Here is a 25,509-nt window from a genome sequence, read left to right as displayed (position 1 = left end):
GCATGAAAAACGTTCAGGGCAAGGCGCCTTGCCGAAGGCAGTACGAATGTACGACGAGGCAAGAACAACGCAGCCATGGACGTTTTCTCAGGTGTTATTGAGCGGCAACGTGGAATTTAATTGTGACCTCATCTGCAACCATGCTCGTGTCCTTCCACTCGCCTTCTCCGATGTTATAGGTCAGGCGCTTGATCGGCAGGGCGCCGTCAAATGCATATTTGCCGCCGTCGGCTTTCACCGCCAGGGGGAAGGTCACGTCGGTGGTCTTGCCTTTGATGCTCAGCTTGCCGGTCACCGTCAGCTTGCCCGCGCCGGCCGCCTTGATGCTGCTCGAGACAAAGGTGGCTTTCGGGAACTGGGCCGAGTTGAACCATTCTTTCTTCGCCACTTCCTTGTTGTACTCGGGGTCGCCGATATCGATGCTGGCCGTCTCGATTTCCACCGACGCCTTCGAGGCGTCCGGCGCGGCCGGGTTGTAATCGATGGCGATATTGAATTTCTTGAACTTCGCTTCCACGGGCACGTTCATTTGCTTGAACACGGCCGACACGCTGGTCTTGGCGGGATCGACTTTCAGCAAGGTGGCGGCGGTGGCGGCCACGGACAGGCCCAGCAGGGAAGCGAGGACGATGCGTTGGGTGGTTTTCATCTTGTTTTTTTCCTGTAGTTTTTCAGTGAGCAAGGGGAAGTCGGTGCTACGGCAGCATGCGCTTGAGCACGCCATCACGGTCGATGAACTGATGCTTCAGCGCGGCCAGCACATGGGCGGCCACGGCGGCGGCCATCGTCATGTTCAGAACATAATGAATTTCTTTTAAAAGCGGCTTAAGTTCCGGGTTCGGCGCCATGATGACCGGCAACTGGAACAGGCCCAGGTAGACCACGGGCACGCCGGCGGCCAAGGTGTACAGGTAGCCGGAGACGGGCACGGCGAAGATCAGGATATACAGCAGCACGTGCATGGCGTCGGCCGCCTTCTTTTGCCAGGCAACCATGCTGGCCGGGTGCGGCGGTGGCACATTGGCCTTGCGCCACAGCAGGCGGATGGCGGCGATGGCCAGCACGGTCACGCCCAGCCATTTGTGCCAGGAGAAATATTTGAGCTTGGTGGGCGTCAGGCCGGGAATATCGACCATGACCAGGCCCATGACGAAGGCGCTGATGATCAGCAGGGCGGTCAGCCAGTGCAGGATGATGGCGGTGGTGGTGTAGCGTTGCATCGATGGCTTTCTTGAAAGTAGTACGTATTAGGACTAATTCGGCCTAATATACCAAAGAAAAGCAAATTGCGCTGCGTGCCGGAGATTCTACAAGAAAGATTGCCGGAAAAACCGCGGGGCGGGCAGCATTTGTGTGCTGGCCGCCCCGCGGGAGTGGGATAGCAGGATCCCCATGTGGAAACTGCTTAGATGGCTTTGGCCAATTGCGCCGCGATGCCGATGTAGTTGCCCGGCGTCATGGTCAGCAGCACGTCCTTGGCATCCTGCGGAATGGCCAGGCCATTGACGAAGGTTTGCAGCGCTTCTTTCGAGATGCCCTTGCCGCGCGTCAGCTCTTTCAGCTGCTCGTACGGGTTTTCGATGCCATAGCGGCGCATCACGGTTTGTACGGGCTCGGCCAGCACTTCCCACGTCGCGTCCAGGTCTTGTGCCAGGCGCGCGTGGTTCACTTCCAGCTTGTTCAGGCCGCGCAGGCAGCTGTCATAGGCGAGCAGCGTGTAGCCCAGGCCCACGCCGATATTGCGCAGCACGGTCGAATCGGTCAGGTCGCGCTGCATGCGCGAGACGGGCAGTTTTTCCGACAGGTGTTTCAGCACGGCGTTGGCCAGGCCCAGGTTGCCTTCCGAGTTTTCGAAGTCGATCGGGTTGACCTTGTGCGGCATGGTCGACGAACCGATTTCGCCCGCTTTCAGCTTTTGCTTGAAATAGCCCAGCGACACATACGTCCAGATGTCGCGGTTCAGGTCCAGCAGGATCGTGTTGGCGCGCGCGAAGGCGTCGAACAGTTCGGCCATGTAGTCGTGCGGCTCGATTTGGATGGTGTACGGGTTGAAGACCAGGCCCAGGCGCTGTTCGATGACGGCCTTCGAGAATGCCGGCCAGTCGAAGCCGGGGTAGGCGGACAGGTGGGCGTTGTAGTTGCCGACGGCGCCATTCATCTTGCCGAGGATTTCCACTTGTTCGATGCGTTTCACGGCGCGCTGCAAGCGGGCCACGACGTTGGCAAATTCCTTGCCCAGGGTGGTCGGGCTGGCCGTCTGGCCGTGCGTGCGCGACAGCATCGGCACGTCGGCATTGTCGTGCGCGATCTGCGTCAGCTTGGCCACCAGGCCGTTCAGTGCCGGCAGCATCACGCCATCGCGCGCGGCTTTGAGCATCATGCCGTGCGAGGTGTTGTTGATGTCTTCCGAGGTGCAGGCGAAATGGATGAATTCCGACGCCGCCACCAGTTCCGGCACGTCCGCCACTTGTTCCTTCAGCCAGTATTCGACCGCCTTGACGTCATGGTTGGTCACCGCTTCGATGGCCTTGATGCGGGCCGCGTCGGCTTCCGAGAAATCGGCCGCCATCTTGTCGAGCAGGGCGCTCGCTTCTGCCGAGAACGGCTTGATTTCAGCGAAACCGGCTTGCGACAGCGCTTGCAGCCAGGAGATTTCCACTTTCACGCGGTGGTGCATGAAACCGGCTTCGGACAGGATCGGGCGCAGCAGATCGGTCTTGCTGGCGTAGCGGCCATCGAGCGGAGACAGGGCCGACAGCGTGGAATACGGAGTAGTAGAAGTCATGAGAGCGGACGCAAGTTAAAGAAACGGTTGGCGTGTGGCGCGCGGGGAGGGCGGGGCTATTGCAATACAGCAACACTGACGGCGCCACAGTAAAGGGCGATTTTACCACCGCTGGCCGCTGGCCAGCCGTCCGTCGGCTGCGGATAGCCCCCATGTTGGCCGAATCCGGCCCCGATGCGGCGTGCCTGCCACACACTGGAGGCCGCCGGGCGCGTGCTGCCAAACACCGCTGCCGCCGATGCTATACTGCTAGCTGCTCCTTTACCTTAAAGTACCTATGAAACTGATCGGTTCCCTCGCCAGCCCGTATGTCCGCAAAGCCCGTATCGTGCTGGCGGAAAAAAAGCTCGACTATGTCTTCGAGCTGGAAAACGTGTGGGTGCCGGAAACCCGCATCGCCCAGGCCAATCCTCTGGGCAAGGTGCCTTGCCTGGTGATGGAAGATGGCAGCACGCTGATCGATTCGAAAGTCATCGTCGAATACCTCGACACCCTCACGCCCGTCTGTAAACTGCTGCCGGCCGGCGGCAATGGCCGCGAGCGGGCCGATATCAAGAACTGGGAAGCGCTGGCCGACGGCATCCTCGACGCGGGCGTGCTGGTACGCCTGGAGCGTACGCAGCGCCCGCCCGAGCAGCAAAGCGTGGCCTGGATCGCGCGCCAGCTGGACAAAGTCACCCTGGGCCTGGCGGCGCTGGAAGCACGCCTGGGCGAGAGCGCCTATTGCGCCGGCAAGAACTACACCTTGGCCGACGTGGCCGTGGGCTGCGCCCTGGGCTGGCTCAGCTTCCGCTTCCCGGAAATCGACTGGCGCTCGGAGCATCCGGCGCTGGCGCGTTTGTTCGACAAACTGTCCGAGCGCCCATCGTTCAAGGACACCGCGCCGCAGTGAGCGCACGATGACCGGCAATGATTCGAAGGCGCAGCAGCGCCTGCAGATGGCCGATATCGCGCGCCTGGCCGGCGTGTCCACGTCGACCGTGTCGCGTGCGCTGAGCGGCAGTTCGCTGGTCAATGAAGAGACGCGCGCGCGCGTCATCGCGCTGGCCCGTTCGCTCAAATACTCCATCAATATCGGCGCGCAAAACCTGCGCCTGAAACAGAACCGCACGGTGGGCGTGGTGGTGCCGTATGACGCGGCCACGCGCCAGCACCTGTCCGATCCTTTCTTTCTCAGCATGCTGGGCAGCCTGGCCGATGCGCTGACGGAGCAGGGCTTCGACATGCTCATTTCGCGCGTGGATGCGGAAACGCTCGATGCGGCCGCCCTGTCCTTCGACAGCGGCCGCGTGATCGGAATCATCCTGATCGGCCAGTGGCGCCACCATGAACAACTGAACCAGCTGGCCGCGCGCCAGGTCCCCATCGTCGTGTGGGGCGCGCAATTGCCGCAGCAGCTGTATTGCACCGTGGGCGGCGATAACGTCGCCGGCGGTAGGCTGGCCACGGAGCACTTGCTGGCGGCCGGTCGCCGGCGCATCGCCTTCTTTGGCGACGCCAAGCTGCCCGAAGTGGCGCAGCGCCACGCCGGTTATGTGCAGGCGCTGGCCGCGCAAGGACTGGCGCCGGACCCGCAGCTGTACGTGGCCGGCTCCTTCCTGCCGCAGGGCGGCGCGACGGACGTGCAGGAACTGCTGGACCGCCAGCTGCCGTTCGACGCCATCTTTGCCTGCAGCGACTTGCTGGCCATGAGCGCCATCAACGCCCTGCGCGCGCGCGGCGTGGCCGTGCCGGAACAGGTGGCCGTGGTCGGCTACGACGATATCGAACTGGCCGCGTATTTCCATCCGCCGCTGACCACCGTGCGCCAGCCGATTCGCGCCGCCGGACGCGCGCTGGTGGCTTCGCTGCTGGCGCTGGTCGATGGCGCGCCTGCGCCATCGCAGCAATTGCCAACCGAGCTGATCGTACGCGCCTCGGGCCGTTGAAACCCATTGGCAAGGTATTGCAACCGATTGCAATCATTTCAAATTTATCCGTAAATTTCCATGCTGCACAGCAGCATGAAAAAGCCTGACATCACGTCGATCCCCGCCTGTTTCCCTCTATATTGCCCGTAGTATTCCCTTAAAAACAACAACATTTTCATGTTGCAGTGCTCGATTGCAATCGATTGCAATAAATTCTTATTCGTTCAATAATGACGTACCGGCTCAGCCAGCGCGCCACGGCATGCGGCGGCCAGTACCCATAACAAGCGGATACCTCGATGTATCGGCATACAACACTGGAGACAAAATGAACGCACATACTGCTCAACGCGGCTGCATGGCCGCCGCCGTCGCCCTGGCCATGCTGCAACTGGGCGCGGCCCACGCGCAATCGGCCGCCGACACCGCCAGCGCCGCCCCCGCCGATGGCCTGAACCTGGAACGCATCGTCGTCACGGGCACTACCGGCGGCACGTCCAAAATGAAATCGAGCAATTCCGTCAGCAGCATGGAGCTCGACACTATCTTGCACAACGCACCGACCAGCGCGGCCGAAGTCCTGCGCTCGGTGCCGGGTTTGCGCGCCGAGTCCTCGGGCGGCGAAGGCAATGCCAACATCACCGTGCGCGGCCTGCCCATTTCCGCTGGCGGCGCGCGCTATGTGCAGATCCAGGAAGACGGCTTGCCCGTGCTGCAGTTCGGCGACTTCAACTTCACCACGCCCGACAGCTTCGTCAAGATCGATTCCACGCTCGACCACCTGGAAGTGGTGCGCGGCGGCTCGGCCTCCACCCTGGCGACCAACTCGCCGGGCGGCATCATCAATTTCATCAGCAAGAATGGCAAGGAGAAGGGCGGCAGCGTGGCCATCAGCCGCGGCCTGGGCTACGACCAGACGCGTGTCGATTTTGATTACGGCGCGCCGGTTTCGGAACGCACGCGCTTCTTCATCGGCGGCTCCTGGCGCACGGGCGAAGGCATCCGTCACAGTGGCGTCAACAGCGAAAAGGGTGGCCAGATCCGCGGCAATGTCACGCATGAATTCGACAGCGGCTTCGTGCGCCTGTCGTTCAAGCATCTCGACGACCAGTCGCCCACGGCCCTGCCCGTGCCCGTCAGCGTGCGCAATGGCCGCATCGGGGAAATCGCCGGCATCGACCCGCGCAAGGCCAGTTTCTATTCGCCGTACTGGGTGCCCGACATGGTGCTGAACAAGGATAACCAGCGCGTGGCCACCCGCGTCAACGACGGCCTGCACGTGAAAAGCGATACCGTGGGTCTGGAAGCCTCGTTCGAGCTGGGGCAGGGCTGGAGCGTGAGCGAAAACTTCCGCTATGCCGACAATTCGGGGCGCTTCATCGGCGTGTTCCCGTCGAATAATGGCAGCGACGGCAGCTATGTGTTTGCCAGCGGCCCGAACCAGGGCAAGCCCTACACGGGCCGCGCGTTTTCCGCCGTGGTGTTCAACACCTCGATTGACGACGCCAGCAATACCCTGAGCGACACCAAGCTGGCCAAGACCTTTGTGCTCGACAGCGGCAAGCTGACCACCACGGCCGGCCTGTACCTGTCGCAGCAAAAGCTGGGCCTGACCTGGAACTTCAATGAATACCTGATGCAGGCCACGGGCGACCGGCCGGCGCTGCTGCAAACGGCCAGCGGCACGCCAGGCTATATCGGCCCGGCCTTCGGCGCCTGCTGCTCGCGCGCCGTCGACATGGAATACCGCACGACGTCGCCCTACCTGAATCTGGCCTGGGAAAGCGGCGCGCTGAATCTCGACGGCGGCCTGCGGCGCGACCGTCAGCATGCGAGCGGCACGGCCAACCAGGCCACCGGCGCGCAAGCGTATCTGCCGTCGACGGTGCAGCGGGTCGACTACACCTTGGGCCACACCTCGTACTCGCTGGGCGCGAACTACAAGCTGCAGGGGAACCTGGCCGTGTTTGCCCGCGTCAGCGAAGGCGTGGCCTTCAATGCCGACCGCATCCTGTTCGGCACACCGCTCGATGGCAGCGTGCCCGTGGCGATCAATACCGTGCGCCAGCTCGAAGGCGGCGTGAAATGGCGGCGTGGTCCCCTGAGCACTTTCGTCACCGTGTTCCAGGCCAAGACCAAGGAAAGCAATTACGAGGCGACCACCCAGCTGCGCACGGCCAACAGCTATGAAGCGAAAGGCGTGGAACTGGAAGCGGCCTACAGCGCCGGCGACTTCCGCATCAATGGCGGCTTGACGTTCACCGATGCCGAGATCACGGGCACGGCGGCGGCCGACGTGGCGCTGATCGGCAATACGCCGCGGCGCCAGGCGCGTGTCGTCTACCAGATCGCGCCCACCTATGAATGGGGGCAGGCTACCTTGGGCGCGAGCCTGGTCGGCACGGGCAAGTCGTGGGGCGACGATGCGCACACGATCACCTTGCCCGCCTACCAGGTGCTCAATGCCTTCGTCAATTACCAGCTCACGCCGCAATTGCAGGTGGCGCTGACGGCGAACAATCTGCTCGACAAGATCGGCTACACGGAAGTCGAGGGCGATGGCCATGCGGCCCGCTCGATCACGGGGCGCGCCGTCAAGGTCAGCCTGAAATACGCATTTTAAGCAAGGATAGGATTCATGATGTCGATACGCAGCCCCCTGGCGCGCCTGCTGGCGCCGCTCCCCACGCACTTGCGCGACGATGCGGCGCGCCGCTATGCGCGCCAGGAGGCGGTCTTGCTCGACCGCCTGGGCAGCCTGTATGGCCAGCGGCCGGACTTCCTGCCCTGGCTGGGCGACCTGATGGAAAGCGTGGGGCGGCTGTATGCGGCGCGCGCCCCCGAGCTGCTGCGGCAGGATGCGCAGCGCGAAGCGCAGCCGGACTGGTTTGCCAGCCAGTCCATGCTCGGTTACAGCGCGTATGTGCAGCGCTTCGGCGGCAATCTGCAGGGCGTGGCGGCGCGCATTGCCCACCTGCGCGAACTGGGCGTGACGTATCTGCATCTGCTGCCGTTCCTGCGCCCGCGCGCCGGCGAAAGCGATGGCGGCTTTGCCGTCGCCAGCTTCGAGGAAGTCGATCCCGCGCTGGGCAGCAATGCCGACTTGCTGGCGTTGACGGCGCAGCTGCGCGCGGCCGGCATCAGCCTGTGCTCGGACCTGATCCTCAACCACGTGGCCGACGACCATGCGTGGGCGCTGGGCGCCAAGGCCGGCGATCCGCTGCTGCGCGATTTTTTCCATACCTATCCCGACCGCGTGCAGCCGGACCGCTACGAGCGTACCGTGGGGCAGGTCTTCCCGCAGGCGGCGCCCGGCAATTTCACGTTCGTTCCGGAACTCGAGCGCTGGGTCTGGACTACGTTTTACCCGTACCAGTGGGATTTGAATTACGCCAATCCGGCCGTCTTCGCGGCGATGGCCGACGCCATGCTGGGCCTGGCCAACAAGGGCATCGAAGTGTTCCGCCTCGATTCGACGGCCTTCCTGTGGAAGCGCGAAGGTAGCGATTGCATGAACCAGCCCGAAGCCCACAGCCTGCTGCAGGCGTTGCGGGCGATTGCCGCCATCGTCGCACCGGGCGTGCTGCTCAAGGCCGAAGCCATCGTGCCCACGCCCAAGTTGCCCGCCTATTTCGGCAGCGATGCGGCGCCTGAATGCCATATCGCCTATCACAGCAGCTTGATGGCCGCCGGCTGGGGCGCGCTGGCCGAGGAAAGCACGGACTTGCTGCAGCAGGTGATCGCCGCCACGCCACCGCTGCCGCCGGCCGCCAGCTGGCTCAGTTATGTGCGCTGCCACGACGACATCGGCTGGAACGTGCTGCTCAACGAAGCGGGCGCGAACGGACCGGCGCGCCTGGCGCGCATCGCGCAGTTTTTTGCCGGTGCGCCCGGCAGCTATGCGCGCGGCGCCGCCTTCCAGAGCAGCAGCGCGGACAAGGCGCATGGCAGCAACGGCATGGCCGCCTCGCTGGCCGGCCTGGAAAGCGCCGCCACGGTGCAGGAGCAGGAATACGCGTTGCGGCGCCTGCTGCTGCTGCATGGCCTGGCCTTGAGCTTTGGCGCCTTGCCCGTGCTGTACATGGGCGATGAACTGGGCATGACCAACGATCACAGCTACACGCAGCGGGCCGACCGGGCGATGGACAGCCGCTGGCTGCAGCGTCCCGCGTTCGACGACAGCCTGCTGGCATGGCGCCACGATGGTGTGAGCGCCAGCGGACGGCTGTATCTGGCGTTGCGCCAGCTGGTCGACGTGCGCCGGCGCTTGCCGGCCCTGGCCGCCGCCGCGCCGCGCAGCGTGCTGCCCGCCGATACGCCGGCCGTGCTGGCGCTGCTGCGCGGCGACGCGTTTCTCAACCTGAGCAACTTCAGCGGCGCCAGCCAGCGTTTCACTCTGCCCGCAGGCGAATGGCGCAACAGCCTCGATGGCAGCGTGCTGTCCGGCACGGTGGGCTTGCAGCCCTGGCATATGCTGTGGTTGGAGCGTGAGCAAGAGCAAAAACGGGAAGCAGCATGAGCGACGCCAGCGCGCACCGTCCGCACCTGTCGTTCTGGCAGATCGTCAACATGAATGTCGGCTTTTTCGGCATCCAGTTCAGCTTTGGGCTGCAGCAAAGCAGCATGAGCCCCATCTACAAATACCTGGGCGCAGATGAAGCGAGCTTGCCCTACCTGTGGCTGGCCGGTCCCATGACGGGCCTGCTCGTGCAACCCTTGATCGGCGCCATGAGCGACCGCACGGTGACGCGCTGGGGCCGCCGCACGCCGTACTTCCTGATCGGCGCCATCCTGTGCAGCCTGGGCCTGCTGGCCATGCCGTTCAGCCCCACCCTGTGGATGGCGGCCAGCCTGCTGTGGATACTCGACGCGGCCAACAATGTGACGATGGAGCCCTACCGCGCCTTTGTCAGCGACAAGCTCGACAAGAAGCAGCACTCGCTGGGTTTTCTCACGCAAAGCGCGTTTACGGGACTGGGACAGACACTGGCTTACCTGACGCCGTCGTTGCTCGTCATGCTGGGCATGAACAAGGATGCCGTCAATGGCAGCCATATCCCGCACATCGTCATCGCCGCCTTCATGATCGGCGCCGTGTTCTCGCTCGCCTCGGTGTTGTGGACCTTGAAGACGACGCCGGAAAACCCGCTCACGGCGGCCGAGCTGGCGGCCATCCGCAGCCGTCCGCCGGGCTGGCGCCACACGCTGGCCGATATCGGCGCGGCCCTGCGCGACATGCCGCCGACGATGAAGCAGCTGGCCCTCGTCAACCTGTTCCAGTGGTACGCCCTGTTCTGCTACTGGCAGTACATCGCGCTGTCGCTGTCGGCCACGCTGTTTCACACGACGGACCCCGCGTCGCAAGGTTTTCGCGACGCGGGCCTGCTGAACGGGCAGGTGGGCGCCTTCTACAATTTCGTCGCCTTTGTCGCCGCCTTCGCGCTGGTGCCGTTCACGCGCCGCTTCGGTCCCAAGCGCATGCACAGCCTGTGCCTGTGCGCGGCCGGCGTGGGCATGCTGGGCATCCCGCTGATCCACAGCCCGGCGCTGCTGTTGCTGCCGATGCTGGGCGTGGGCCTGGCCTGGGCCAGCATCATGGGCAATCCCTACATCATGCTGGCCGGCTGCATCCCGCCCGAACGCACGGGTGTCTACATGGGCATTTTCAATATGTTCATCGTCATCCCGATGATCATCCAGATCTTCACCTTGCCGCTGTATTACCGCAGCTGGCTGGGAGGCAATCCGGAGAACGTCATCCGGCTGGCCGGCGCCCTGTTGCTGTGCGCGGCGGTGGCCGTGCTGTTCGTCAAGCTGCGTCCGCCGCAGACCGGCAAGGCTTGACGGCAGGCGAAAAAAAACCGGCGCTGCCGGTTTTTTTTATCTGCCTCGAAGAACAATTATTCTTCAATCGCCATCTGGCTTTGCAGGTAGTTCTGAATGCCGACCTTGGCGATCAGGTCGATCTGCGTTTCCAGCCAGTCGATATGCTCTTCCGTGTCTTCCAGGATCATCAGGAACAGGTCGCGCGAGACGTAATCGCCCGCTTTTTCGCTGATGGCGATGCCTTCCTTGACGGTGGCGTGCGCGGCGCGTTCCAGCTTCAAATCGCATTCAAGCATTTCCGGCGTGTTCTCGCCGATCAGCAGCTTGTGCAGCGCTTGCAGGTTAGGCAGACCGTCGAGCATCAGGATGCGGTCGATCAGCTTGTCGGCGTGTTTCATTTCGCCGATCGATTCTTCGTATTCCTTCTTGCCCAGCTTTTCCAGGCCCCAGTGCTTGTACATGCGCGCATGCAGGAAGTACTGGTTGATGGCCGACAGTTCGTTGGTGAGCTGTGCGTTGAGCATGCGGATGACTTCTTTATCGCCCTTCATGGGATTTCCTTTGTTCTGTGTCGCGTTCGATGATGAAACCGCAGGCTGCTGGCGTTCACTGCCGGGTGGCGTTGGCTGCCTGGTGGCGCGCAGGTTGCCGGTTTCGCTATGCCCGCATGATAGCGCAAAATGCCGGCGATTTCCGGTGCTAAACGGCATTTTTCCGTCTTTTTAACGTAAATATCGTGCGAATAAAACCCATTCTCAAGTGGATTGCCCAGTTGCGCCGTTTTTTATTTGTTAAGGAAAATGAAGGCCATTCTCATTCGCGTTTCCAGCGCTGTTTTGCCGCCGCTGGCGCGCGTGCATGGCCGCGCTGAAAAGGCGGGAAATGTTCGTCCGTTCTTGCTTTTGTGCCTTCTTGGCCGACGCCGGCGATGCGATAATCGGGCAGCGATATTTACTGAAAAAGGATAGCAAGATGATGCTGCATATACCCGGCGTGCTGACGCCGGAACAGGTGACGCATTTCCGCCAGCGCCTGGCGCAGACGGACTGGGTCGACGGACGCGCCAGCGTCGGAGCGCAAGGCGCGCAAGTCAAGCGCAACCGCCAGCTGGCCGAAGGTTCGCCGCTGGCGCTGGAACTGGGCGAGATCGTCAGCCGCGCGCTGATGGCCAATCCGCTGTTCTTTGCGGCCGTGCTGCCGCTGCGCATCCTGCCGCCATTCTTCAACAGCTATGCGGGCGGCGAGCACTATGGCTTGCACATCGATGGCGCCATCCGCACGCCGAAAAACGGCATGCAATCGATGCGCGCCGACGTCTCGTCGACCGTATTCCTGAGCGAGCCGGATGAATACGAAGGCGGCGAGCTGGTGGTGGTCGATTCCTACGGCACGCATGAAGTGAAACTGCCGGCCGGCGACGTGATCGTGTATCCGTCGAGTAGCGTGCATCAGGTGCTGCCCGTCACCAGCGGCGAGCGTATCTGCTCCTTCCTGTGGACGCAAAGCATGGTGCGCGAAGACTGGAAACGCAGCATGCTGTTCGAGCTCGATCAGAATATCCAGAGCGTGCGCGCGGAGCATGGCGACTCGCCGGCGACGGTGGGGCTGACGGGGCATTATCATAATTTGCTCAGGATGTGGGCGGAGATGTAAGGCTGGGGTCAGACCCCCGGGGACGTTGGCGCTGAACTGGGCGTTGGCGGTGTTGAGGGTCTGACCCCATAGCAGGCAAAAAAAAGTCTGCCTGGCCCGGGGATGTAGGCTGGCAGACTGAAACAAGCAAATCGCTTGACTAAAACGGGCGCAAAAAAGCAAGCAGGGCACAGGGTGCGGTGCTTGCGGGCTGGCAGCGGCCCAAGGGCCGCCGGAAGGCTAGCTCAGTTGGAAGGTCAGCGGTACTAAAACGTAGACGGGCACGGGCTTGCCGTTTTCGATCATCGGCTTGAACAGCGCGCGCTGCGCGGCCTGGCGGCCCGCTTCGTCGAGGTTGTTGTAGCCGGTCGATTTCTGGATCAGGATTTGCTCGGGCAAGCCTTTTTCATTGATCAGGATGCGTAACACGACGGTGCCGCTTTCGCCCAGGCGGCGCGACAGATTCGGGTAGATCAGTTGCGGCGCCTTGATGTATTCGACGCTGCTGACGGTGCGCGGTGTCGAAGGTGCCGGTGGCGTCGGCGATGGTGCCGCTGGCGCTGTTGGTGCGGCGGTGGCGACAGGCGCCGCTTCGGCGCGCGTCGGCTGCGGCGGCGTGATCGTCGGTTCGCTTGGCGCCACGGCGATCAGCGGCAGCGGCGGGATCACGGCGCGCGGCACGGGCGCGCTCAGTTCCACGGTTTTCGGCACGGACGGTGCCGGTGGTTTCGGCGGCGCCGGCGGGGCGATGATGCTGATGGTCGTGATGGTCGGCATGGCCGCCGTGACGACGCGGCTCAGCAAGCCGCTCTGGATGGCGTAAAAGCCGGCGATATGCAGGACGACGATGGCCATCAGCGGCGCGAATTTGTTGCGCTTCTTGTCGAAGTCGGCAAATTGCTGCACGGCCTGCACCGTTACGGGCGGGGGCATCATCGTCATGGCATTCATCGCTTTCTTAGTTTGTCAGTACAGCTCGCATCAATACGGTTTCTTGCAGCGCCACGGTGGCGTTCAGGTGATCGTTCAGCACTTCCCGCGCGCAGGTGTGGCATTTGCCGCAGCAAGTGGCCACGCCCAGGTCGCGGCGCAGTTCGGCCATGCTGGACAGGCCAAGATCGACGGCTTGACGGATTTCACGATCAGATATGTTGTTGCAGACACATACAATCATTGATACACCTTCTGGCTGGAGGATGAACAGACACTAGTGCTTGGAAGCATTGTTGCTAGTGTTTTAATGAGAATCATTATCATTACGTTTCATTGTCGCGCAAAGTGCGGGACAATGCAAGCGATTTTGATCAAGTGTGCGGCAGTTGGCGGCCTGGCGCGGCGCATCGATATGCCATTTTTTCGGATGGTGCAGCCCTTGATGGGGGCGGCTCTCCGGGCTAAATAAAAACTATTCGCATTCATGTTTATAATGCTGGTATTGTCTCGGACGGTCGCCGTCTGGACATATTGAAAGGCCGCTTGTCGGTAATGCGCAACAGTTGCGTTTTACCTCACAACACCCACGTCAAACACGATGCGCCACGCGCAGCAGTCTGTCCCCGGTGTTCTTAATTTGAACGGAATTTGCTCATGACTCTAGTTCCACCCATGATGACGCTCGACGCGCTGGCAGTCGGCCAGAGCGGCACGGTGTTGCATATCACGCCCCACACGGCAGGACAGACGGAGGACGGCGTCGACCTTGTCCGCCGCCTGATGGAGCTGGGATTCGTTCCCGGCGAACGCATCCGTATGCTCAAGCGCGGCATTCCCGGCGGCGATCCGCTGGCCATCAAGGTGGGCAATGCCACGTTCGCGCTGCGCCGCTTCGAAGCGGCGCTGATTACGATTCAACCGCTGCTTCAACCGGAATGATCATGGGTGCTGTCGAAACAATCGTCGATGCGGGCGTGCACAAGCCGCCGCATCAGCCACAAATTGCCTTGCTGGGCAATCCGAACTGCGGCAAGACCGCCCTGTTCAACCGTTTGACGGGCGCGCGCCAGAAAGTGGCGAACTACGCCGGCGTCACCATCGAGCGCAAGGAAGGCCATTTCACGTCGCCAAACGGCAAGCCCGTGCGCGTGCTTGACCTGCCGGGCGCCTACAGCCTGTCGGCCACCACGCCCGATGAAGCGATCACGCGCGACGTGGTGGGCGGCTTGCGGAAGGGCGACCCGCGCCCGGACGCCATCATCTGCGTCGTCGACGCCACCAATTTGCGCCTGAATCTGCGCCTGGTGCTGGAAGTCAAGCGCCTGGGCCTGCCCATGCTGCTGGCGCTGAACATGACGGACGTGGCGCGCAAGCGCGGCATGCTGATCGACACGGCCAAGCTGTCGGCCGAACTGGGCATGCCCGTGGTGGAAACCATCGCGGTGCAGCACGATGGCGAAAAAGCCCTGCTCGACGCCATCGACGCCATGCTGCCGCTGCCGGTGGTGGAAGCGAAACCGCTGGCGGCCATCGATGCCGTCAGCGTCGAAGAAACCCAGCGCGAAGTGCGCCGCATCCTGGCCGCCGTCAGCAACGACACGCGCGACAGCGGCAACCTGACGGAAAAGATCGACGACGTGGTGCTGCACCCCGTTTTCGGTCCCATCATCCTGGCCGTGCTGATGTTCCTGATCTTCCAGGCCGTGTTTGCCTGGGCCGCCACGCCGATGGAAATGATCACCGATGGCGTGGGCCACCTGGGCGCCCTGCTGACGGAAAACATGCCCGACGGCCACCTGAAAAGCTTGCTGGTGGAAGGCATCATCGGCGGCGTCGGCAGCGTGCTGGTTTTCCTGCCGCAGATCCTGATCCTGTTCTTCTTCATTCTGAGCCTGGAAGACTGCGGCTACCTGCCGCGCGCGGCCTTTTTGCTGGACCGCCTGATGGGCGGCGTGGGCCTGTCGGGCCGCGCCTTCATCCCGCTGCTGTCGAGCTTTGCCTGCGCCATTCCCGGCGTGATGGCGGCGCGCACCATCCAGAATCCGCGCGACCGCCTGGTCACCATCATGATCGCGCCGCTGATGACGTGTTCGGCGCGCTTGCCCGTGTATGCGCTGATCATCGCCGCCTTCATTCCGGAACGCCACGTGTGGGGCTATTTGAGCCTGCAAGGCCTGGTGCTGTTCGTCCTGTACTTTGCCGGCATCATCTCGGCCATGGCCGTGGCCTGGGTCATGAAGCGCAGCATGGGCGTGCGCGGCAACCAGCCGCTGCTGCTGGAACTGCCCGCCTACCACTGGCCGCACCTGCGCAACCTGGCCGTCAGCCTGTGGGAGCGCGCGAAGATCTTCCTCACGCGCGTCGGTACCATCATCCTGAGCCTGATGATCATCCTGTGGTTCCTCAGCACCTTCCCCGGCCCGCCGGACAACGCGATCCACCCGCCGATCTATTACAGCCTGGCCGGCATCCTGGGCCGCGGCCTGGAAGTGATCTTCGCGCCGATCGGTTTCAACTGGCAGATCTGCATCGCGCTGGTACCGGGCATGGCGGCGCGCGAAGTGGCCGTCGGCGCCCTGGGCACCGTGTATGCGCTGTCGCAAACGGGCGACGCGCTGGCGTCCACCCTGGAGCCGCTGATCGCCCATTCGTGGTCGATGGCCACGGCGCTGTCCCTGCTGGCCTGGTATGTATTCGCGCCGCAGTGCCTGTCGACCCTCTCCGTGGTGAAACGCGAGACGGGCGGCTGGCGCTATCCATTGCTGATGGCCGGCTACATGTTCGCCCTGGCGTATGCCGCCTCGTTCATCACGTACCGCGTCGCCCTGTTGCTGGTCGCTTAGGAGAAAAGCATGTGGCAAACCCTCATCGTCGCCCTGATCGTCGCAGCCGCGCTGCTGCATTTTTCGACCAAGTACCTGCCGGCGGGCGTGCGCCGCGCCATCGTGCGCGGCCTCGTGCGCTGCGGCCTCGATGAGGCGAAGATGTCGACCTTCTTCAAGGTGGCGCCCGGTTGCGGCAGTGGCTGCGGTTCCTGCGGCTCCTGCGACAGCCCGCCGCCGCCGTCCGCCACGCCACCGGCCGACGGCAGCAGCAAACACGTGATCCTGATGCAGGTGCAGCGCTAGGGCTTGTATTTCAGTGTAGCCACGGGCGCGCCTGTGGGCTACACTGGGCTTTCCGCATGGCAAGGAGTGGCAATGGCGATACTGTTGATCTTCATGTTTCTGTTTGCGGTCGCCACCTGGCTGCTGGCCAGCCGGCGCGGCCGCCACGGGGGACTCTGGTTCGGCATCGGCCTGTTCCTCGGTCCGTTTGCCTTGCTGGCGGTGGCGGCCCTGCCGCCCGTTGCGCCAAGCTGAATGAAAAAAACCCGCGCATGCGGGTTTTTTTACGTCTGCAGCACTGCGCTTACGCTTTGCCGGCCAGCTTGTCGACCACCGGTACCAGCGCGGCCGGGCGGCAGCCGAAGGCGGCCAGGCGGCCTTGCGCGTCGGGCGCCAGGTCCAGGTCGTAGGGCAACCGTCCCGCCACCAGCCACAGCTTGTCGTGCGGCAGGGCGTGCACCAGGCGGCGCTGGCCGTCGACGAACATGGCGTTATACGTTTGCAGCACGATCTGTTGCGCGCCCTGCGCAAAGGCGATGGCTTCATTGACCTCGTCGTCCAGCGCCTCGGCCGACAAGGCGTACTCGCGCACGTCCAGGCCCGCTTCGAGCAGCGCCGGCAGCATCGAGCTGCGCGCTTCCTTGTTGCGGCCCAGCGCCACTTCGTCGATTTCGCTGCGCGAGCGCACTTCCACCGTCAGCAGGGTCACGGGCAGGCTGGCGTCGAGCGGGCGGTAGTCGCCCTGCACGCGCAAGGCGGCCTTTTGCAGCAGCTGCGACAGGGCCATGGCGGCCGGCTGCATCAGAGCCGGCGGGGTGACAGGGCGTGTGCGCCAGTCGCGCACTGCGCGGTTGCGCTTGAGTTCCGCCACGCGCGCGCAAGCCGCGTCGATGCGGGCGATGACAATGTCGCCGCGCTCCACGGCGGCGATGACGGCGTCGATGGCGGCCGTCTGCTGCGCTTCGCGGTGCGAGATGAGGACGATGTCGGCGCCAGCCTGCAAGGTGGCGATGGCGCCTTGGGCGATGCCGATGCCGTCGGCAATCGCCGCCATTTCCAGGCAGTCGGTGATGACGACGCCCTGGTATTTCAACTCGCCGCGCAGCAGGTCCGTCAGCACGCCTTTCGACAGGGTAGCCGGCACACTGGTATCGGCCTCGAAAGCGGGGAAGACCACGTGCGCCGTCATGATGGCATCGACGCCGCCGGCGATGGCCGCGCGGAACGGCGCCAGTTCCACGGCGCGCAGGCGTTCCTTGTCGTGCGGGACCAGGGCCATGGCGTAATGCGTGTCGGTGGCCGTGTCGCCGTGGCCGGGGAAGTGCTTGGCCGTGACGGCCACGCCGCTGGCGCGCTGGCCGCGCATGGCCGCCATGCCGTAGTCGATGACGGTGGCGGCATCCTCGCCATACGCGCGCACGCCGATGACGGGGTTGTTGCGGTTGTTGTTCACGTCCAGCACGGGGGCGAGCAGCATATTGATGCCCACCTGGCGCATTTCATCGCCGCTGATCTGGTTCATGCGTTCGCAGTCGTCGATGGAGCCGGCCGCCTGGAAGGCCATCGCCGCGGGAATCGGCGTGACGCCCTGTTCGATGCGCATCACCATGCCGCCTTCCTGGTCGATGGAGATCAGCAGCGGGGTGTCGGACACTTCCGCGTTGATCTCCTGCAGTTCGCGGCACAGGGCCGACACTTGCGCGGGCGTGTGCACGTTGCGGCGGAACAGGATCACGCCGCCCACCTTCTTTTCGCGTATCAAGGTCTTGATATGCTCGTCCGCCTGCAGGGCGTCGAAGCCCACCATGAATAGCTGTCCTACTTTCTCGCGCAAACCCTGTTCCATGCTGCAACTCCTCCGGTATTCATTCTGATGACGACAAGTCCGTATTCTGGCCCCTGGTGACGCGTCTGGACAATCACCGGAAAAGCTGCCTTGGTTTTATACTTATTTTGGTATTGTATTGGATTTGGATATTTGCGCAAGTGGTTATTAAGTGGTATTGCTCCACTTGCGCAAAGGCCGTATCAATCGAGGCGCTGGAACGAGGCCGATTGCGCCTTTGGCCAGTACAGGCCGAACACGGGCGGCAGTTGCGGCAGCTGGCTCGGGTCGAGCAGTTGGCCCGCTTCGAGGAACGGCAGCAGGGCCGACGCCAGTTTCACCTGGTTCGGCGAGATGCGCCGCACCAGGTGGTGCGGACGCAGCTCCTGCGGGTGCGCCAGGCCGGCGGCGGCGATCAGTTCGGCCAGCGCCTTCATGGTGTTCTGGTGGAAGTGCGCCACGCGGGCGATCTTGTCGGGCACCACCAGCGCGCGCTGGCGTTGCGGGTCTTGCGTGGCCACGCCCGTGGGGCAGCGGTCCGTGTGGCAGCTTTGCGACTGGATGCAGCCCAGCGCGAACATGAAGCCGCGCGCCGAATTGCACCAGTCGGCGCCCAGCGCCAGCAGGCGGGCGATGTCGAAGGCCGTGATGATCTTGCCCGAGCAGCCGATCTTGATCTTCGCGCGCAGGTTGGCGCCCACGAGGGTGTTATGCACGAGCACCAGCGCTTCCTGCAGCGGCGTGCCCACATGGTCCGTGAATTCCAGGGGCGCGGCGCCCGTGCCCCCTTCGCTGCCGTCGACGACGATGAAGTCGGGCGTGATGCCCGTTTCCAGCATGGCTTTGACGATGGCGAAGAACTCCCACGGATGGCCGATGGCCAGCTTGAAGCCCGTCGGCTTGCCGCCGGAGAGCGTGCGCAGGCGGTCGATGAAGTGCAGCATTTCCAGCGGCGTGGAAAAGGCGCTGTGCGCGGCCGGCGAGACGCAATCCTCGCCCACCATCACGCCGCGCGTGGTGGCGATCTCGATCGTCACTTTCGGCCCGGGCAGTACGCCGCCGTGGCCCGGCTTGGCGCCCTGCGACATTTTCAGCTCGATCATTTTCACTTGCTCGGAGCTGGCGTTGGCGATGAAGCGTTCTTCCGAAAACGTGCCGTCCTGATTGCGGCAGCCGAAGTAGCCGGAGCCGATTTCCCACACCAGGTCGCCGCCGTTTTCGCGGTGGTAGGGGCTGATGCTGCCTTCGCCCGTGTCGTGCATGAAGCCGCCGCTGCGGGCACCGCCGTTCAGGGCCAGGATGGCGTTGGCCGACAGGGCGCCAAAGCTCATCGCCGAGATATTGAAGACGCTGGCCGAATACGGCTTTTCACGTCGGCAGTCCGGATGGTTGCCGATCTCGATGCGGAAGTCGTGGCCCGTTACCTTGGCGGGCGCGATGGAATGGTTGATCCATTCGTAGCCCGCTTCATACACGTCGAGCTGGGTGCCGAACGGACGCTTGTCCGTCTGCTCCTTGGCGCGCTGGTAGACGATGCTGCGCTGGCTGCGCGAGAACGGCGTCGCTTCGCTGTCGCTTTCCAGGAAATACTGGCGGATTTCGGGGCGGATGCTCTCAAAAAAGAAGCGGAAATGCGCGAGGATGGGGTAATTGCGGCGCAGGGCGCGCTTCGTTTGCAGCAGGTCGCTGATGCCGACCAGGGTCAGCGCACCGGCCAGCACGGGCAGCCAGTAATGATCGTAGTAAAACAGGGACAGGACAAAGATGGCTGCCGTCGCAATGAAGGTCAGGTAGCGAAATGGTACTAGGTGCATGGGCACTCCGGTGAAGTCAGACTGGTAACTGTCGAGTCTACCTTCGATTCGCCGAACGTGCTGGAGGGAAAGAAAGCGGCGCCCGGTGGACGCCGCGTGAAGACTTAGCGCTGTGCGGCGCGGATACGCTCGACACGCTCTGCGCTGGCCGGATGGCTAGACAGGTAGGGCGTGCCGTGATCCAGCTTGCCCAGGGCGACAAACACTTGCGCCAGGTGTTCCAGTGGAATAGCGTTCTGGCGCAGCATGGCGATCGCGTAGTCGTCCGCCTCGCGCTCGACGTCGCGCGAATACTTCAAGTCCAGCAGCAGCGGCGGCAAGGTCGCCACCACGGTCGACACGTCGCCGAACAGCAGCGCCGCGCCGGCGCCCACGGCCGACGTCTGGATCAGGCGGCGCGTCAGGTGGCGCTGCTGCAAATGGCCCAGTTCATGCGCCAGCACGCCCATGATGGCATCGTCGTCCGGCATCAGTTCCACCATTTCATCGGTCAGCACGATGTCGCCTGACGGCAGGGCGAACGCGTTCGGACCGATTTTGCTCTTGCGGAAAACGATGCGGTGCTCGGGCGTGCTGTCGCCGGGCGTGGCCAGGCGCGCGAACCGGGCGCGCAGGGCTTGCTGGCGCGCGTCAGCGAGCTTGCTTGCCTCAAACACGTGTTCGTCGAGGAAATCGAGCACGCCCTGGCCCAGCTGGCGCTCGACGGACTGGGGAATCGCATACGCGACGCCCTTCGCCACGACCGGCAGCAGGTACTGATAGCTGAGCCACAGCGCCAGCACGGTGGCGACCGTGGCCAGCAGGGCGCCGCGCCAGCTTTGCTGCAGCCGCACCACCCAGCCATCGCGGTGGCCCGTGTCATGCAGCATGTCGTTGAAGGCCGCCTGGTCGGCGATTTCCAGGTAGGCGCCGTCGGGAAAGCTGACCTTGCGCACGGCGTGGCTGCTGCGTTCGGACACGTGCAGCTCGCCCAGCGGACAGCTGCGTTCGATATCGCCGGCCAGCACGGCCATGCCATCGCGCACGCTGAGCGTGACGTGGTACAGGCGCGAGGTCTGGCCGTCGAAATAGCGCGCGGGCACGGGGGCCGCGCCCGGCGCGTCGTGGTCGAGCGTCATGCTACAGCGACAGGTCGAAGTCCAGCAGGTCGACCATGCCTTCGCCCGTGGCCGACACTTGCTCTCCGGTGGCGGCGACAAAGGCGTCGAGGCTGCCGTGCACCAGCATCGAAGTCGCTTCCAGGCGGTACTTCAGCCAGCGCACCTGGGCGAATGGCGAAAACAGGCCCAGGGTGACGACGATGCCCAGCAGGTTGGTCAGCATGATGAAGGTGGTGCGGCCCCACGTCAGCTGCGACTGGAACTGGTGCTGCTGCAGGCGTGTGTGGTTCCAGATCAGGTTCTGGATCATGGTCAGGAACAGCGGCAGCACGATAAAGGCCCAGGCATACAGGGCGGCCACGGCGCCGAAGATGCTGCCGGCCTTGGTGACATCGTTGGCATCGGTGGCAAACGTGGCGAAGACGCTGGCGAAGACGACAAAGATCAGGATCAGGAAACCGGCCAGCAGCAGGGCGAAGAACAGCAAATAGGTTTTGTAGAAGCTGCCGACCGAGGCGTCGAAGCTGAAGTTGCTGCTGCCGAAGCGGCTTTGCGTGTGCTGGAAGCGCTTCAGGCGCTGGTGCAGGAACGGCGTCATCAGGCCAGCCGTGAAGGTGTTCAGGATGGGCAGCCACAGGAAGTATTTGTAGGCTTCTTTGGCGCTGCCGTCAAAGCCGAAGCGGATACCGCGGTAGCTGGTGTTGTACAGCTTGAATTGCAGGCTTTTCCACACCAGCCATGGCAGCACGGCCATCATCAAGACGAGCATGATCAGGCCGATGATGGGCGAGATCTGGAAGGCGATGTTATAGCCGCCGATCAGCACGACGGCCGCGATGCGGCCCTTCAGGATGGCGACGGCATTGCCGTGGTATTCGAAGCTGCTGCCAGCCAGGTGGGTGCTGGAATAGAAATAGCGGTTGCGGCGCACCTTGGCCCAGGCGGAGTAAATGCCCAGGGTGACGATGCTCAGCAGCAGGTTGACGATCCAGATGCGGAAGTATTCGCTGCCGGTGGCGCTGAAGGTGATGGCTTCGCGCTTGGGCGTGGTGTTGTTGGTGTCGAAATCCACAGGGGGTTTCCTTACTTATTGGAAACAAAACAAGATAAGGGAAGATTGAAAAGTTATCAATTGAAAATACTGTTTTTCGCAATTTTTTTGCAGATTCCCTTGCGCCGCCCCGATCCGGCCGTCCCGGCTATACTGGAACTCAACCATCGCTTAACGGGAAAACCATGATCGTCGTCCATCATCTGAACAATTCGCGCTCGCAGCGCGTGCTCTGGCTGCTCGAGGAACTGGGCCTCGATTACGAGGTCAAGCGCTACCAGCGCGACCCGAAAACCATGCTGGCGCCCGCCTCGCTGAAGGCCGTCCATCCGCTGGGCAAGTCGCCCGTGATCACCGATGGCGCCAACACCATCGCCGAATCGGGCGCCATCATCGAGTACCTGGTCGAGCGCTACGGCAATGGCCGCTTGATCCCGGCGGCGGGCACGCCGGAGAAGCTGCGCTGGACCTACTGGCTGCATTTCGCGGAAGGCTCGGCCATGCCGCCGCTGCTGATGAAGCTGGTATTCGACAAGGTCGAATCGTCGCCGATGCCGTTTTTCGTCAAACCGATCGCGCGCGGCATCGCCAGCAAGGTCAAGAGCAGCTTTATCCTGCCCAATATCAACAGCCAGCTGGCCTACATGGAAGCGGAACTGGAGAACAGCAAATGGTTTACCGGCAATGAATTCACGGCGGCCGACATCCAGATGAGCTTTCCACTGGAAGCGGCGGCCATGCGCGGCGGACTCGACGAGCGCCTGCCAAAGCTGACGGCGTTCCTGAAGCGCATTCATGCGCGGCCAGCCTATCAGCGGGCGCTCGAACGTGGCGGGCCCTACGATTTCGCCAAGTGAGAACGCCTAACCAAACCTACTGCGCGTCGCGACTTGCGGCCTGCGATGCTCACCGTACTTGAGTACGGTTGCGCTTCTTAGCCACAATTCACTTCCGCTCGCTACGGTTTTGTTAGGCGTTGTTACGCCGCGTAAAACCTGCCAAGCGTAATTCGCGGGGGAATAGTGCTTGCTCCATACGGTAAAATGATCAATTCAATCAGTATCCACTTACCGCATGGCCAGACTCCTCGCTATCGACGGCTTGAATATCGTACGCCGCGTCTACGAAGCCAGTCCTGAACCCGATTCCGACCTGAAGGCGGAGATCGCGCTGCGCCATGCGCTGTCGTCGTTCCGCATGCTCATCAACGACCACGAGCCGACGCATATCCTGCCTGCCTTCGACTTTGGCGGCCCGACCTGGCGCCACGCCCTGTATGCCGGTTACCGCGAGGGGCGCCAGCCCATGCCGCAGGTGCTGCGCGACGCCTTGCCTGGCTTCTACGCCACCCTGGCCAGCTTCGGCATGCACGTGGTCAGCATTCCCGAGGTCGAGGCCGACGACGTGATCGGCACGGCCGTCATGCGCTGGCTGCACGAGGGGCGCGGCGCGGCCGTCATCGCCACCACCGACAAGGATTTGCATGGCCTGATCGCGCACGGCGCCCTGGTGTGGGACCATTTCAAGGGCGTCTGGCACGACCACGCCTGGGTCGAGAAAAAGTTCGGCGTGCCGCCGGAACTGCTGCCCGACCTGCTGGCGCTGATGGGCGACGTCACCGACAGCATCCCCGGCGTGTCGAAGATCGGCCTGAAGACGGGCGCAAAACTGTTGCGCGCCTACGGCAATATCGACGCCGTGATGGCTGGCGCGGGCATTTTGCCCGGTGCGCTCGGTGAAAGCCTGCGAAAAGAGCGGGAAATACTGTATCTTTCAAGAAAGTTAGTTGCGCTCAAGACCGACGTGACCTTGGGCGTCACCTGGAACAAGCTGGTGTGGGAAAAGTAGAGCGCCCAAAAAAAGCTCATGGCGTTGTTGCCTTGCCTCGTCGTACATTCGTACTGCCTTCGGCAACGCGCCTAGCCCTGAGCATTTTGATGGGCGCTCTCTAAGTGGAACTCGCAATAGAAAATCAAGCAAGGGAAGTAATCATGATGTTAAAGACAGTCCTGATCGATAGCAGCGCCGTGGCGCGCGGCCTGCTGAACACGGTCCTGACCGATGGCGGCTACGATGTCTGCGGTCAGACGCATACGAGCGCGCTGGGGCTGGCGCTGCTGGTCAAGCACCATCCGCATTTCGTCTGCATCGCGCGCGAGCAGGTGGAAGACGGGACCAATGTGGTGCAAACCATCCGCGCCCAGTATCCGAAGACGCTCATTTTCATGGTCTCGGGCGGCATCGACGCCACCTCGCTGCAGGCGGCCCTCGCCATGGGCGTGTCGGGTTTTATCGTGAAACCGTTCATGGCCGACACGGTCCTGAAAACCGTGCGCAATACGGTGATTGCCATGGTGCGCAAGCAGCAGGCTTTGGCCGCCGCCGCGCAAGGCAATAGTTAGACGCCAGCCAGGCCCGTCGCGCTGGCGATGATGCCGCCGCCGAGGCACACGTCGCCGTCGTACAGCACGGCCGACTGGCCAGGCGTGACGGCCCATTGCGCCTGGTCGAAGGCCAGGCCGAAGTGTTCATTCCCATCCGGCAGCAGCTGGCAAGCCACGTCGGCCTGGCGGTAGCGCGTCTTGGCGCTCAAGGCGCCCGCCTGCGGCGCCGTGCCGGCGACCCAGCTGGCCTGGTCGGCCGTCAAGGCCGGCGACAGCAGCCACGGGTGGTCATGACCCTGCACCACCCACAGGGTGTTGTTGGCGATATCCTTGCGCGCCACATACCAGGCGTCGCTGCTACCGTCCGCGTTCTGGTACGACTTCACGCCGCCGATGCCGATGCCCTTGCGCTGGCCCAGGGTATAAAAACTCAGTCCCACATGTTCGCCCACGGTCTTGCCGTCGGCCGTTTTCATCGGACCCGGCTTGTACGACAGGTAGCGGTTCAAAAATTCGCGAAACGGGCGCTCGCCGATAAAGCAAATGCCCGTCGAATCCTTCTTCTGCGCGTTCGGCAGCGCCAGTTTTTCAGCGATCTTGCGTACTTCCGTCTTCGGGATTTCACCGAGCGGAAACAGGGTTTTCGACAACTGCGCCTGGTTCAACCGGTGCAGGAAGTAGCTCTGGTCCTTGCTGGCGTCGACGGCTTTCAGCAGTTCATAACGGCCTGCGTCGGTCGGCGCCTGGCGCACGCGCGCATAGTGGCCGGTGGCGATCAGGTCGGCGCCCAGGGTCATGGCGTGGTCGAGGAAGGCCTTGAACTTGATTTCGGCGTTGCACAGCACGTCCGGGTTCGGCGTGCGGCCGGCCTGGTATTCGCGCAGAAAATCGGCGAACACGCGGTCCTTGTATTCGGAGGCGAAATTGACGGCTTCGATATCGACGCCGATGACGTCGGCCACGCTGGCCGCGTCGATCCAGTCCTGGCGCGTGGAGCAGTATTCCGAATCGTCGTCATCTTCCCAGTTTTTCATGAACAGGCCGATGACTTCATAGCCTTGTTCCTTCAGCATCCATGCCGCGACCGAGGAATCGACCCCGCCCGACATGCCGATAACGACTTTCTTCTTGCTCATCTTGCT

24 protein-coding genes are annotated in these 25,509 nt (G+C 63.1%); 13 read left to right on the top strand and 11 right to left on the bottom strand.

Features of this window, described 5'->3' with window-relative positions; translation table 11 throughout:
• Positions 1-94: 94 nt before the first annotated feature.
• The 3 genes from AC54AG_RS05725 to purB form a co-directional block, all read right to left on the bottom strand.
• Complete coding sequence (locus AC54AG_RS05725; RefSeq protein WP_139090541.1) at positions 95-649, bottom strand: YceI family protein; 555 nt, start codon at positions 647-649, stop codon at positions 95-97.
• A 46-nt stretch (positions 650-695) separates the two neighbouring features.
• Positions 696-1,220, bottom strand: a complete 525-nt coding sequence (locus tag AC54AG_RS05720) for a cytochrome b (RefSeq protein WP_046684510.1) — start codon at positions 1,218-1,220, stop codon at positions 696-698.
• Positions 1,221-1,405: 185 nt separating this feature from the next.
• Entirely contained in the window at positions 1,406-2,785 is a 1,380-nt protein-coding gene (gene purB, locus AC54AG_RS05715) for an adenylosuccinate lyase (RefSeq protein WP_072457294.1), read from the bottom strand.
• Between the two features lie 277 nt (positions 2,786-3,062).
• On the opposite strand from purB, the gene AC54AG_RS05710 reads away from it, so the two are divergent.
• From AC54AG_RS05710 to AC54AG_RS05690, 5 genes are all read left to right on the top strand, one after another.
• Positions 3,063-3,677 carry a glutathione S-transferase N-terminal domain-containing protein gene (locus tag AC54AG_RS05710; protein ID WP_496629685.1) on the top strand — a complete coding sequence of 205 codons (615 nt, stop codon included), beginning with the start codon at positions 3,063-3,065 and terminating at the stop codon, positions 3,675-3,677.
• A 7-nt stretch (positions 3,678-3,684) separates the two neighbouring features.
• Entirely contained in the window at positions 3,685-4,713 is a 1,029-nt protein-coding gene (locus AC54AG_RS05705; RefSeq protein ID WP_070302852.1) for a LacI family DNA-binding transcriptional regulator, read from the top strand.
• 310 nt (positions 4,714-5,023) lie between these two features.
• Positions 5,024-7,318 carry a TonB-dependent receptor gene (locus tag AC54AG_RS05700; RefSeq protein WP_496629684.1) on the top strand — a complete coding sequence of 765 codons (2,295 nt, stop codon included), beginning with the start codon at positions 5,024-5,026 and terminating at the stop codon, positions 7,316-7,318.
• A 15-nt stretch (positions 7,319-7,333) separates the two neighbouring features.
• Entirely contained in the window at positions 7,334-9,214 is a 1,881-nt protein-coding gene (locus AC54AG_RS05695) for an alpha-amylase family glycosyl hydrolase (RefSeq protein WP_496629683.1), read from the top strand.
• Positions 9,211-10,539, top strand: a complete 1,329-nt coding sequence (locus AC54AG_RS05690; protein WP_496629682.1) for an MFS transporter — start codon at positions 9,211-9,213, stop codon at positions 10,537-10,539. Before AC54AG_RS05695 ends, AC54AG_RS05690 begins: the two co-directional genes overlap by 4 nt.
• Before the next feature lie 56 nt (positions 10,540-10,595).
• Here AC54AG_RS05690 and bfr read toward each other — a convergent pair whose 3' ends face one another.
• A complete protein-coding gene (gene bfr, locus AC54AG_RS05685; RefSeq protein ID WP_034745609.1) occupies positions 10,596-11,072 on the bottom strand; it encodes a bacterioferritin in 477 nt (158 codons plus the stop codon).
• A gap of 421 nt (positions 11,073-11,493) precedes the next feature.
• On the opposite strand from bfr, the gene AC54AG_RS05680 reads away from it, so the two are divergent.
• Positions 11,494-12,174, top strand: coding sequence for a Fe2+-dependent dioxygenase (locus AC54AG_RS05680; RefSeq protein ID WP_100428451.1), 681 nt, complete (start codon positions 11,494-11,496; stop codon positions 12,172-12,174).
• Positions 12,175-12,393: 219 nt separating this feature from the next.
• Here AC54AG_RS05680 and AC54AG_RS05675 read toward each other — a convergent pair whose 3' ends face one another.
• Together AC54AG_RS05675 and AC54AG_RS05670 are read right to left on the bottom strand one after the other, a co-directional pair.
• Positions 12,394-13,095: an energy transducer TonB gene (locus AC54AG_RS05675; RefSeq protein WP_051990857.1), complete on the bottom strand. Its 702-nt coding sequence runs from the start codon at positions 13,093-13,095 to the stop codon at positions 12,394-12,396.
• A 16-nt stretch (positions 13,096-13,111) separates the two neighbouring features.
• The gene (locus AC54AG_RS05670) at positions 13,112-13,327 is read right to left on the bottom strand and encodes a (2Fe-2S)-binding protein (RefSeq protein WP_034745611.1); all 216 of its coding nucleotides are present in this window, start codon (positions 13,325-13,327) and stop codon (positions 13,112-13,114) included.
• A gap of 413 nt (positions 13,328-13,740) precedes the next feature.
• On the opposite strand from AC54AG_RS05670, the gene AC54AG_RS05665 reads away from it, so the two are divergent.
• From AC54AG_RS05665 to AC54AG_RS05650, 4 genes are all read left to right on the top strand, one after another.
• Positions 13,741-14,025, top strand: coding sequence for a FeoA family protein (locus AC54AG_RS05665; RefSeq protein ID WP_034745614.1), 285 nt, complete (start codon positions 13,741-13,743; stop codon positions 14,023-14,025).
• Positions 14,026-14,027: 2 nt separating this feature from the next.
• Positions 14,028-15,929: a ferrous iron transporter B gene (gene feoB / locus AC54AG_RS05660; RefSeq protein WP_496629681.1), complete on the top strand. Its 1,902-nt coding sequence runs from the start codon at positions 14,028-14,030 to the stop codon at positions 15,927-15,929.
• 9 nt (positions 15,930-15,938) lie between these two features.
• The gene (locus AC54AG_RS05655) at positions 15,939-16,214 is read left to right on the top strand and encodes a DUF6587 family protein (RefSeq protein ID WP_496629680.1); all 276 of its coding nucleotides are present in this window, start codon (positions 15,939-15,941) and stop codon (positions 16,212-16,214) included.
• A gap of 72 nt (positions 16,215-16,286) precedes the next feature.
• Positions 16,287-16,448, top strand: coding sequence for a hypothetical protein (locus AC54AG_RS05650; RefSeq protein WP_157814699.1), 162 nt, complete (start codon positions 16,287-16,289; stop codon positions 16,446-16,448).
• A 49-nt stretch (positions 16,449-16,497) separates the two neighbouring features.
• On the opposite strand, the gene nagZ is transcribed toward AC54AG_RS05650, so the two are convergent.
• The 4 genes from nagZ to AC54AG_RS05630 form a co-directional block, all read right to left on the bottom strand.
• On the bottom strand, positions 16,498-18,039 hold the full coding sequence (gene nagZ, locus AC54AG_RS05645) for a beta-N-acetylhexosaminidase (protein ID WP_496629679.1): 1,542 nt from the start codon (positions 18,037-18,039) through the stop codon (positions 16,498-16,500).
• Positions 18,040-18,221: 182 nt separating this feature from the next.
• The gene (locus tag AC54AG_RS05640) at positions 18,222-19,832 is read right to left on the bottom strand and encodes an FMN-binding glutamate synthase family protein (RefSeq protein WP_034745628.1); all 1,611 of its coding nucleotides are present in this window, start codon (positions 19,830-19,832) and stop codon (positions 18,222-18,224) included.
• A gap of 104 nt (positions 19,833-19,936) precedes the next feature.
• The gene (locus AC54AG_RS05635) at positions 19,937-20,950 is read right to left on the bottom strand and encodes a M48 family metallopeptidase (protein WP_496629678.1); all 1,014 of its coding nucleotides are present in this window, start codon (positions 20,948-20,950) and stop codon (positions 19,937-19,939) included.
• 1 nt (position 20,951) lies between these two features.
• On the bottom strand, positions 20,952-22,004 hold the full coding sequence (locus AC54AG_RS05630; RefSeq protein ID WP_496629677.1) for a YjgN family protein: 1,053 nt from the start codon (positions 22,002-22,004) through the stop codon (positions 20,952-20,954).
• Positions 22,005-22,168: 164 nt separating this feature from the next.
• Between AC54AG_RS05630 and AC54AG_RS05625 the strand changes: the two genes are divergently transcribed.
• The 3 genes from AC54AG_RS05625 to AC54AG_RS05615 all read left to right on the top strand — a co-directional run bounded on the left by AC54AG_RS05625 (position 22,169) and on the right by AC54AG_RS05615 (position 24,385).
• Positions 22,169-22,840 (top strand): glutathione S-transferase, encoded by a 672-nt coding sequence (locus AC54AG_RS05625; RefSeq protein WP_072457271.1) that lies wholly within the window; start codon positions 22,169-22,171, stop codon positions 22,838-22,840.
• Between the two features lie 217 nt (positions 22,841-23,057).
• A complete protein-coding gene (locus tag AC54AG_RS05620) occupies positions 23,058-23,831 on the top strand; it encodes a 5'-3' exonuclease (RefSeq protein WP_496629676.1) in 774 nt (257 codons plus the stop codon).
• A gap of 146 nt (positions 23,832-23,977) precedes the next feature.
• A complete protein-coding gene (locus AC54AG_RS05615) occupies positions 23,978-24,385 on the top strand; it encodes a response regulator (protein WP_070303021.1) in 408 nt (135 codons plus the stop codon).
• Here the strand turns inward: AC54AG_RS05615 and mnmA are convergent.
• Positions 24,382-25,503, bottom strand: a complete 1,122-nt coding sequence (mnmA, locus tag AC54AG_RS05610) for a tRNA 2-thiouridine(34) synthase MnmA (protein ID WP_034745634.1) — start codon at positions 25,501-25,503, stop codon at positions 24,382-24,384. The genes AC54AG_RS05615 and mnmA overlap by 4 nt on opposite strands.
• Positions 25,504-25,509 lie beyond the last annotated feature (6 nt).

The organism is Janthinobacterium sp. BCJ23, assembly GCF_059617945.1.
The sequence above is the reverse complement of the archived record's forward strand: the minus strand, read 5'-3'. Positions and strand labels throughout refer to the sequence as shown.

What these genes read in the sequence shown, in the direction of transcription:
- AC54AG_RS05725 (WP_139090541.1), bottom strand. Translation starts at nt 649, where the DNA reads ATGAAAACCACCCAACGCATCGTCCTCGCTTCCCTGCTGGGCCTGTCC.
- AC54AG_RS05720 (WP_046684510.1), bottom strand. Translation starts at nt 1,220, where the DNA reads ATGCAACGCTACACCACCACCGCCATCATCCTGCACTGGCTGACCGCC.
- purB (WP_072457294.1), bottom strand. Translation starts at nt 2,785, where the DNA reads ATGACTTCTACTACTCCGTATTCCACGCTGTCGGCCCTGTCTCCGCTC.
- AC54AG_RS05710 (WP_496629685.1), top strand. Translation starts at nt 3,063, where the DNA reads ATGAAACTGATCGGTTCCCTCGCCAGCCCGTATGTCCGCAAAGCCCGT.
- AC54AG_RS05705 (WP_070302852.1), top strand. Translation starts at nt 3,685, where the DNA reads ATGACCGGCAATGATTCGAAGGCGCAGCAGCGCCTGCAGATGGCCGAT.
- AC54AG_RS05700 (WP_496629684.1), top strand. Translation starts at nt 5,024, where the DNA reads ATGAACGCACATACTGCTCAACGCGGCTGCATGGCCGCCGCCGTCGCC.
- AC54AG_RS05695 (WP_496629683.1), top strand. Translation starts at nt 7,334, where the DNA reads ATGATGTCGATACGCAGCCCCCTGGCGCGCCTGCTGGCGCCGCTCCCC.
- AC54AG_RS05690 (WP_496629682.1), top strand. Translation starts at nt 9,211, where the DNA reads ATGAGCGACGCCAGCGCGCACCGTCCGCACCTGTCGTTCTGGCAGATC.
- bfr (WP_034745609.1), bottom strand. Translation starts at nt 11,072, where the DNA reads ATGAAGGGCGATAAAGAAGTCATCCGCATGCTCAACGCACAGCTCACC.
- AC54AG_RS05680 (WP_100428451.1), top strand. Translation starts at nt 11,494, where the DNA reads ATGATGCTGCATATACCCGGCGTGCTGACGCCGGAACAGGTGACGCAT.
- AC54AG_RS05675 (WP_051990857.1), bottom strand. Translation starts at nt 13,095, where the DNA reads ATGACGATGATGCCCCCGCCCGTAACGGTGCAGGCCGTGCAGCAATTT.
- AC54AG_RS05670 (WP_034745611.1), bottom strand. Translation starts at nt 13,327, where the DNA reads ATGATTGTATGTGTCTGCAACAACATATCTGATCGTGAAATCCGTCAA.
- AC54AG_RS05665 (WP_034745614.1), top strand. Translation starts at nt 13,741, where the DNA reads ATGACTCTAGTTCCACCCATGATGACGCTCGACGCGCTGGCAGTCGGC.
- feoB (WP_496629681.1), top strand. Translation starts at nt 14,028, where the DNA reads ATGGGTGCTGTCGAAACAATCGTCGATGCGGGCGTGCACAAGCCGCCG.
- AC54AG_RS05655 (WP_496629680.1), top strand. Translation starts at nt 15,939, where the DNA reads ATGTGGCAAACCCTCATCGTCGCCCTGATCGTCGCAGCCGCGCTGCTG.
- AC54AG_RS05650 (WP_157814699.1), top strand. Translation starts at nt 16,287, where the DNA reads ATGGCGATACTGTTGATCTTCATGTTTCTGTTTGCGGTCGCCACCTGG.
- nagZ (WP_496629679.1), bottom strand. Translation starts at nt 18,039, where the DNA reads ATGGAACAGGGTTTGCGCGAGAAAGTAGGACAGCTATTCATGGTGGGC.
- AC54AG_RS05640 (WP_034745628.1), bottom strand. Translation starts at nt 19,832, where the DNA reads ATGCACCTAGTACCATTTCGCTACCTGACCTTCATTGCGACGGCAGCC.
- AC54AG_RS05635 (WP_496629678.1), bottom strand. Translation starts at nt 20,950, where the DNA reads ATGACGCTCGACCACGACGCGCCGGGCGCGGCCCCCGTGCCCGCGCGC.
- AC54AG_RS05625 (WP_072457271.1), top strand. Translation starts at nt 22,169, where the DNA reads ATGATCGTCGTCCATCATCTGAACAATTCGCGCTCGCAGCGCGTGCTC.
- AC54AG_RS05620 (WP_496629676.1), top strand. Translation starts at nt 23,058, where the DNA reads ATGGCCAGACTCCTCGCTATCGACGGCTTGAATATCGTACGCCGCGTC.
- AC54AG_RS05615 (WP_070303021.1), top strand. Translation starts at nt 23,978, where the DNA reads ATGTTAAAGACAGTCCTGATCGATAGCAGCGCCGTGGCGCGCGGCCTG.
- mnmA (WP_034745634.1), bottom strand. Translation starts at nt 25,503, where the DNA reads ATGAGCAAGAAGAAAGTCGTTATCGGCATGTCGGGCGGGGTCGATTCC.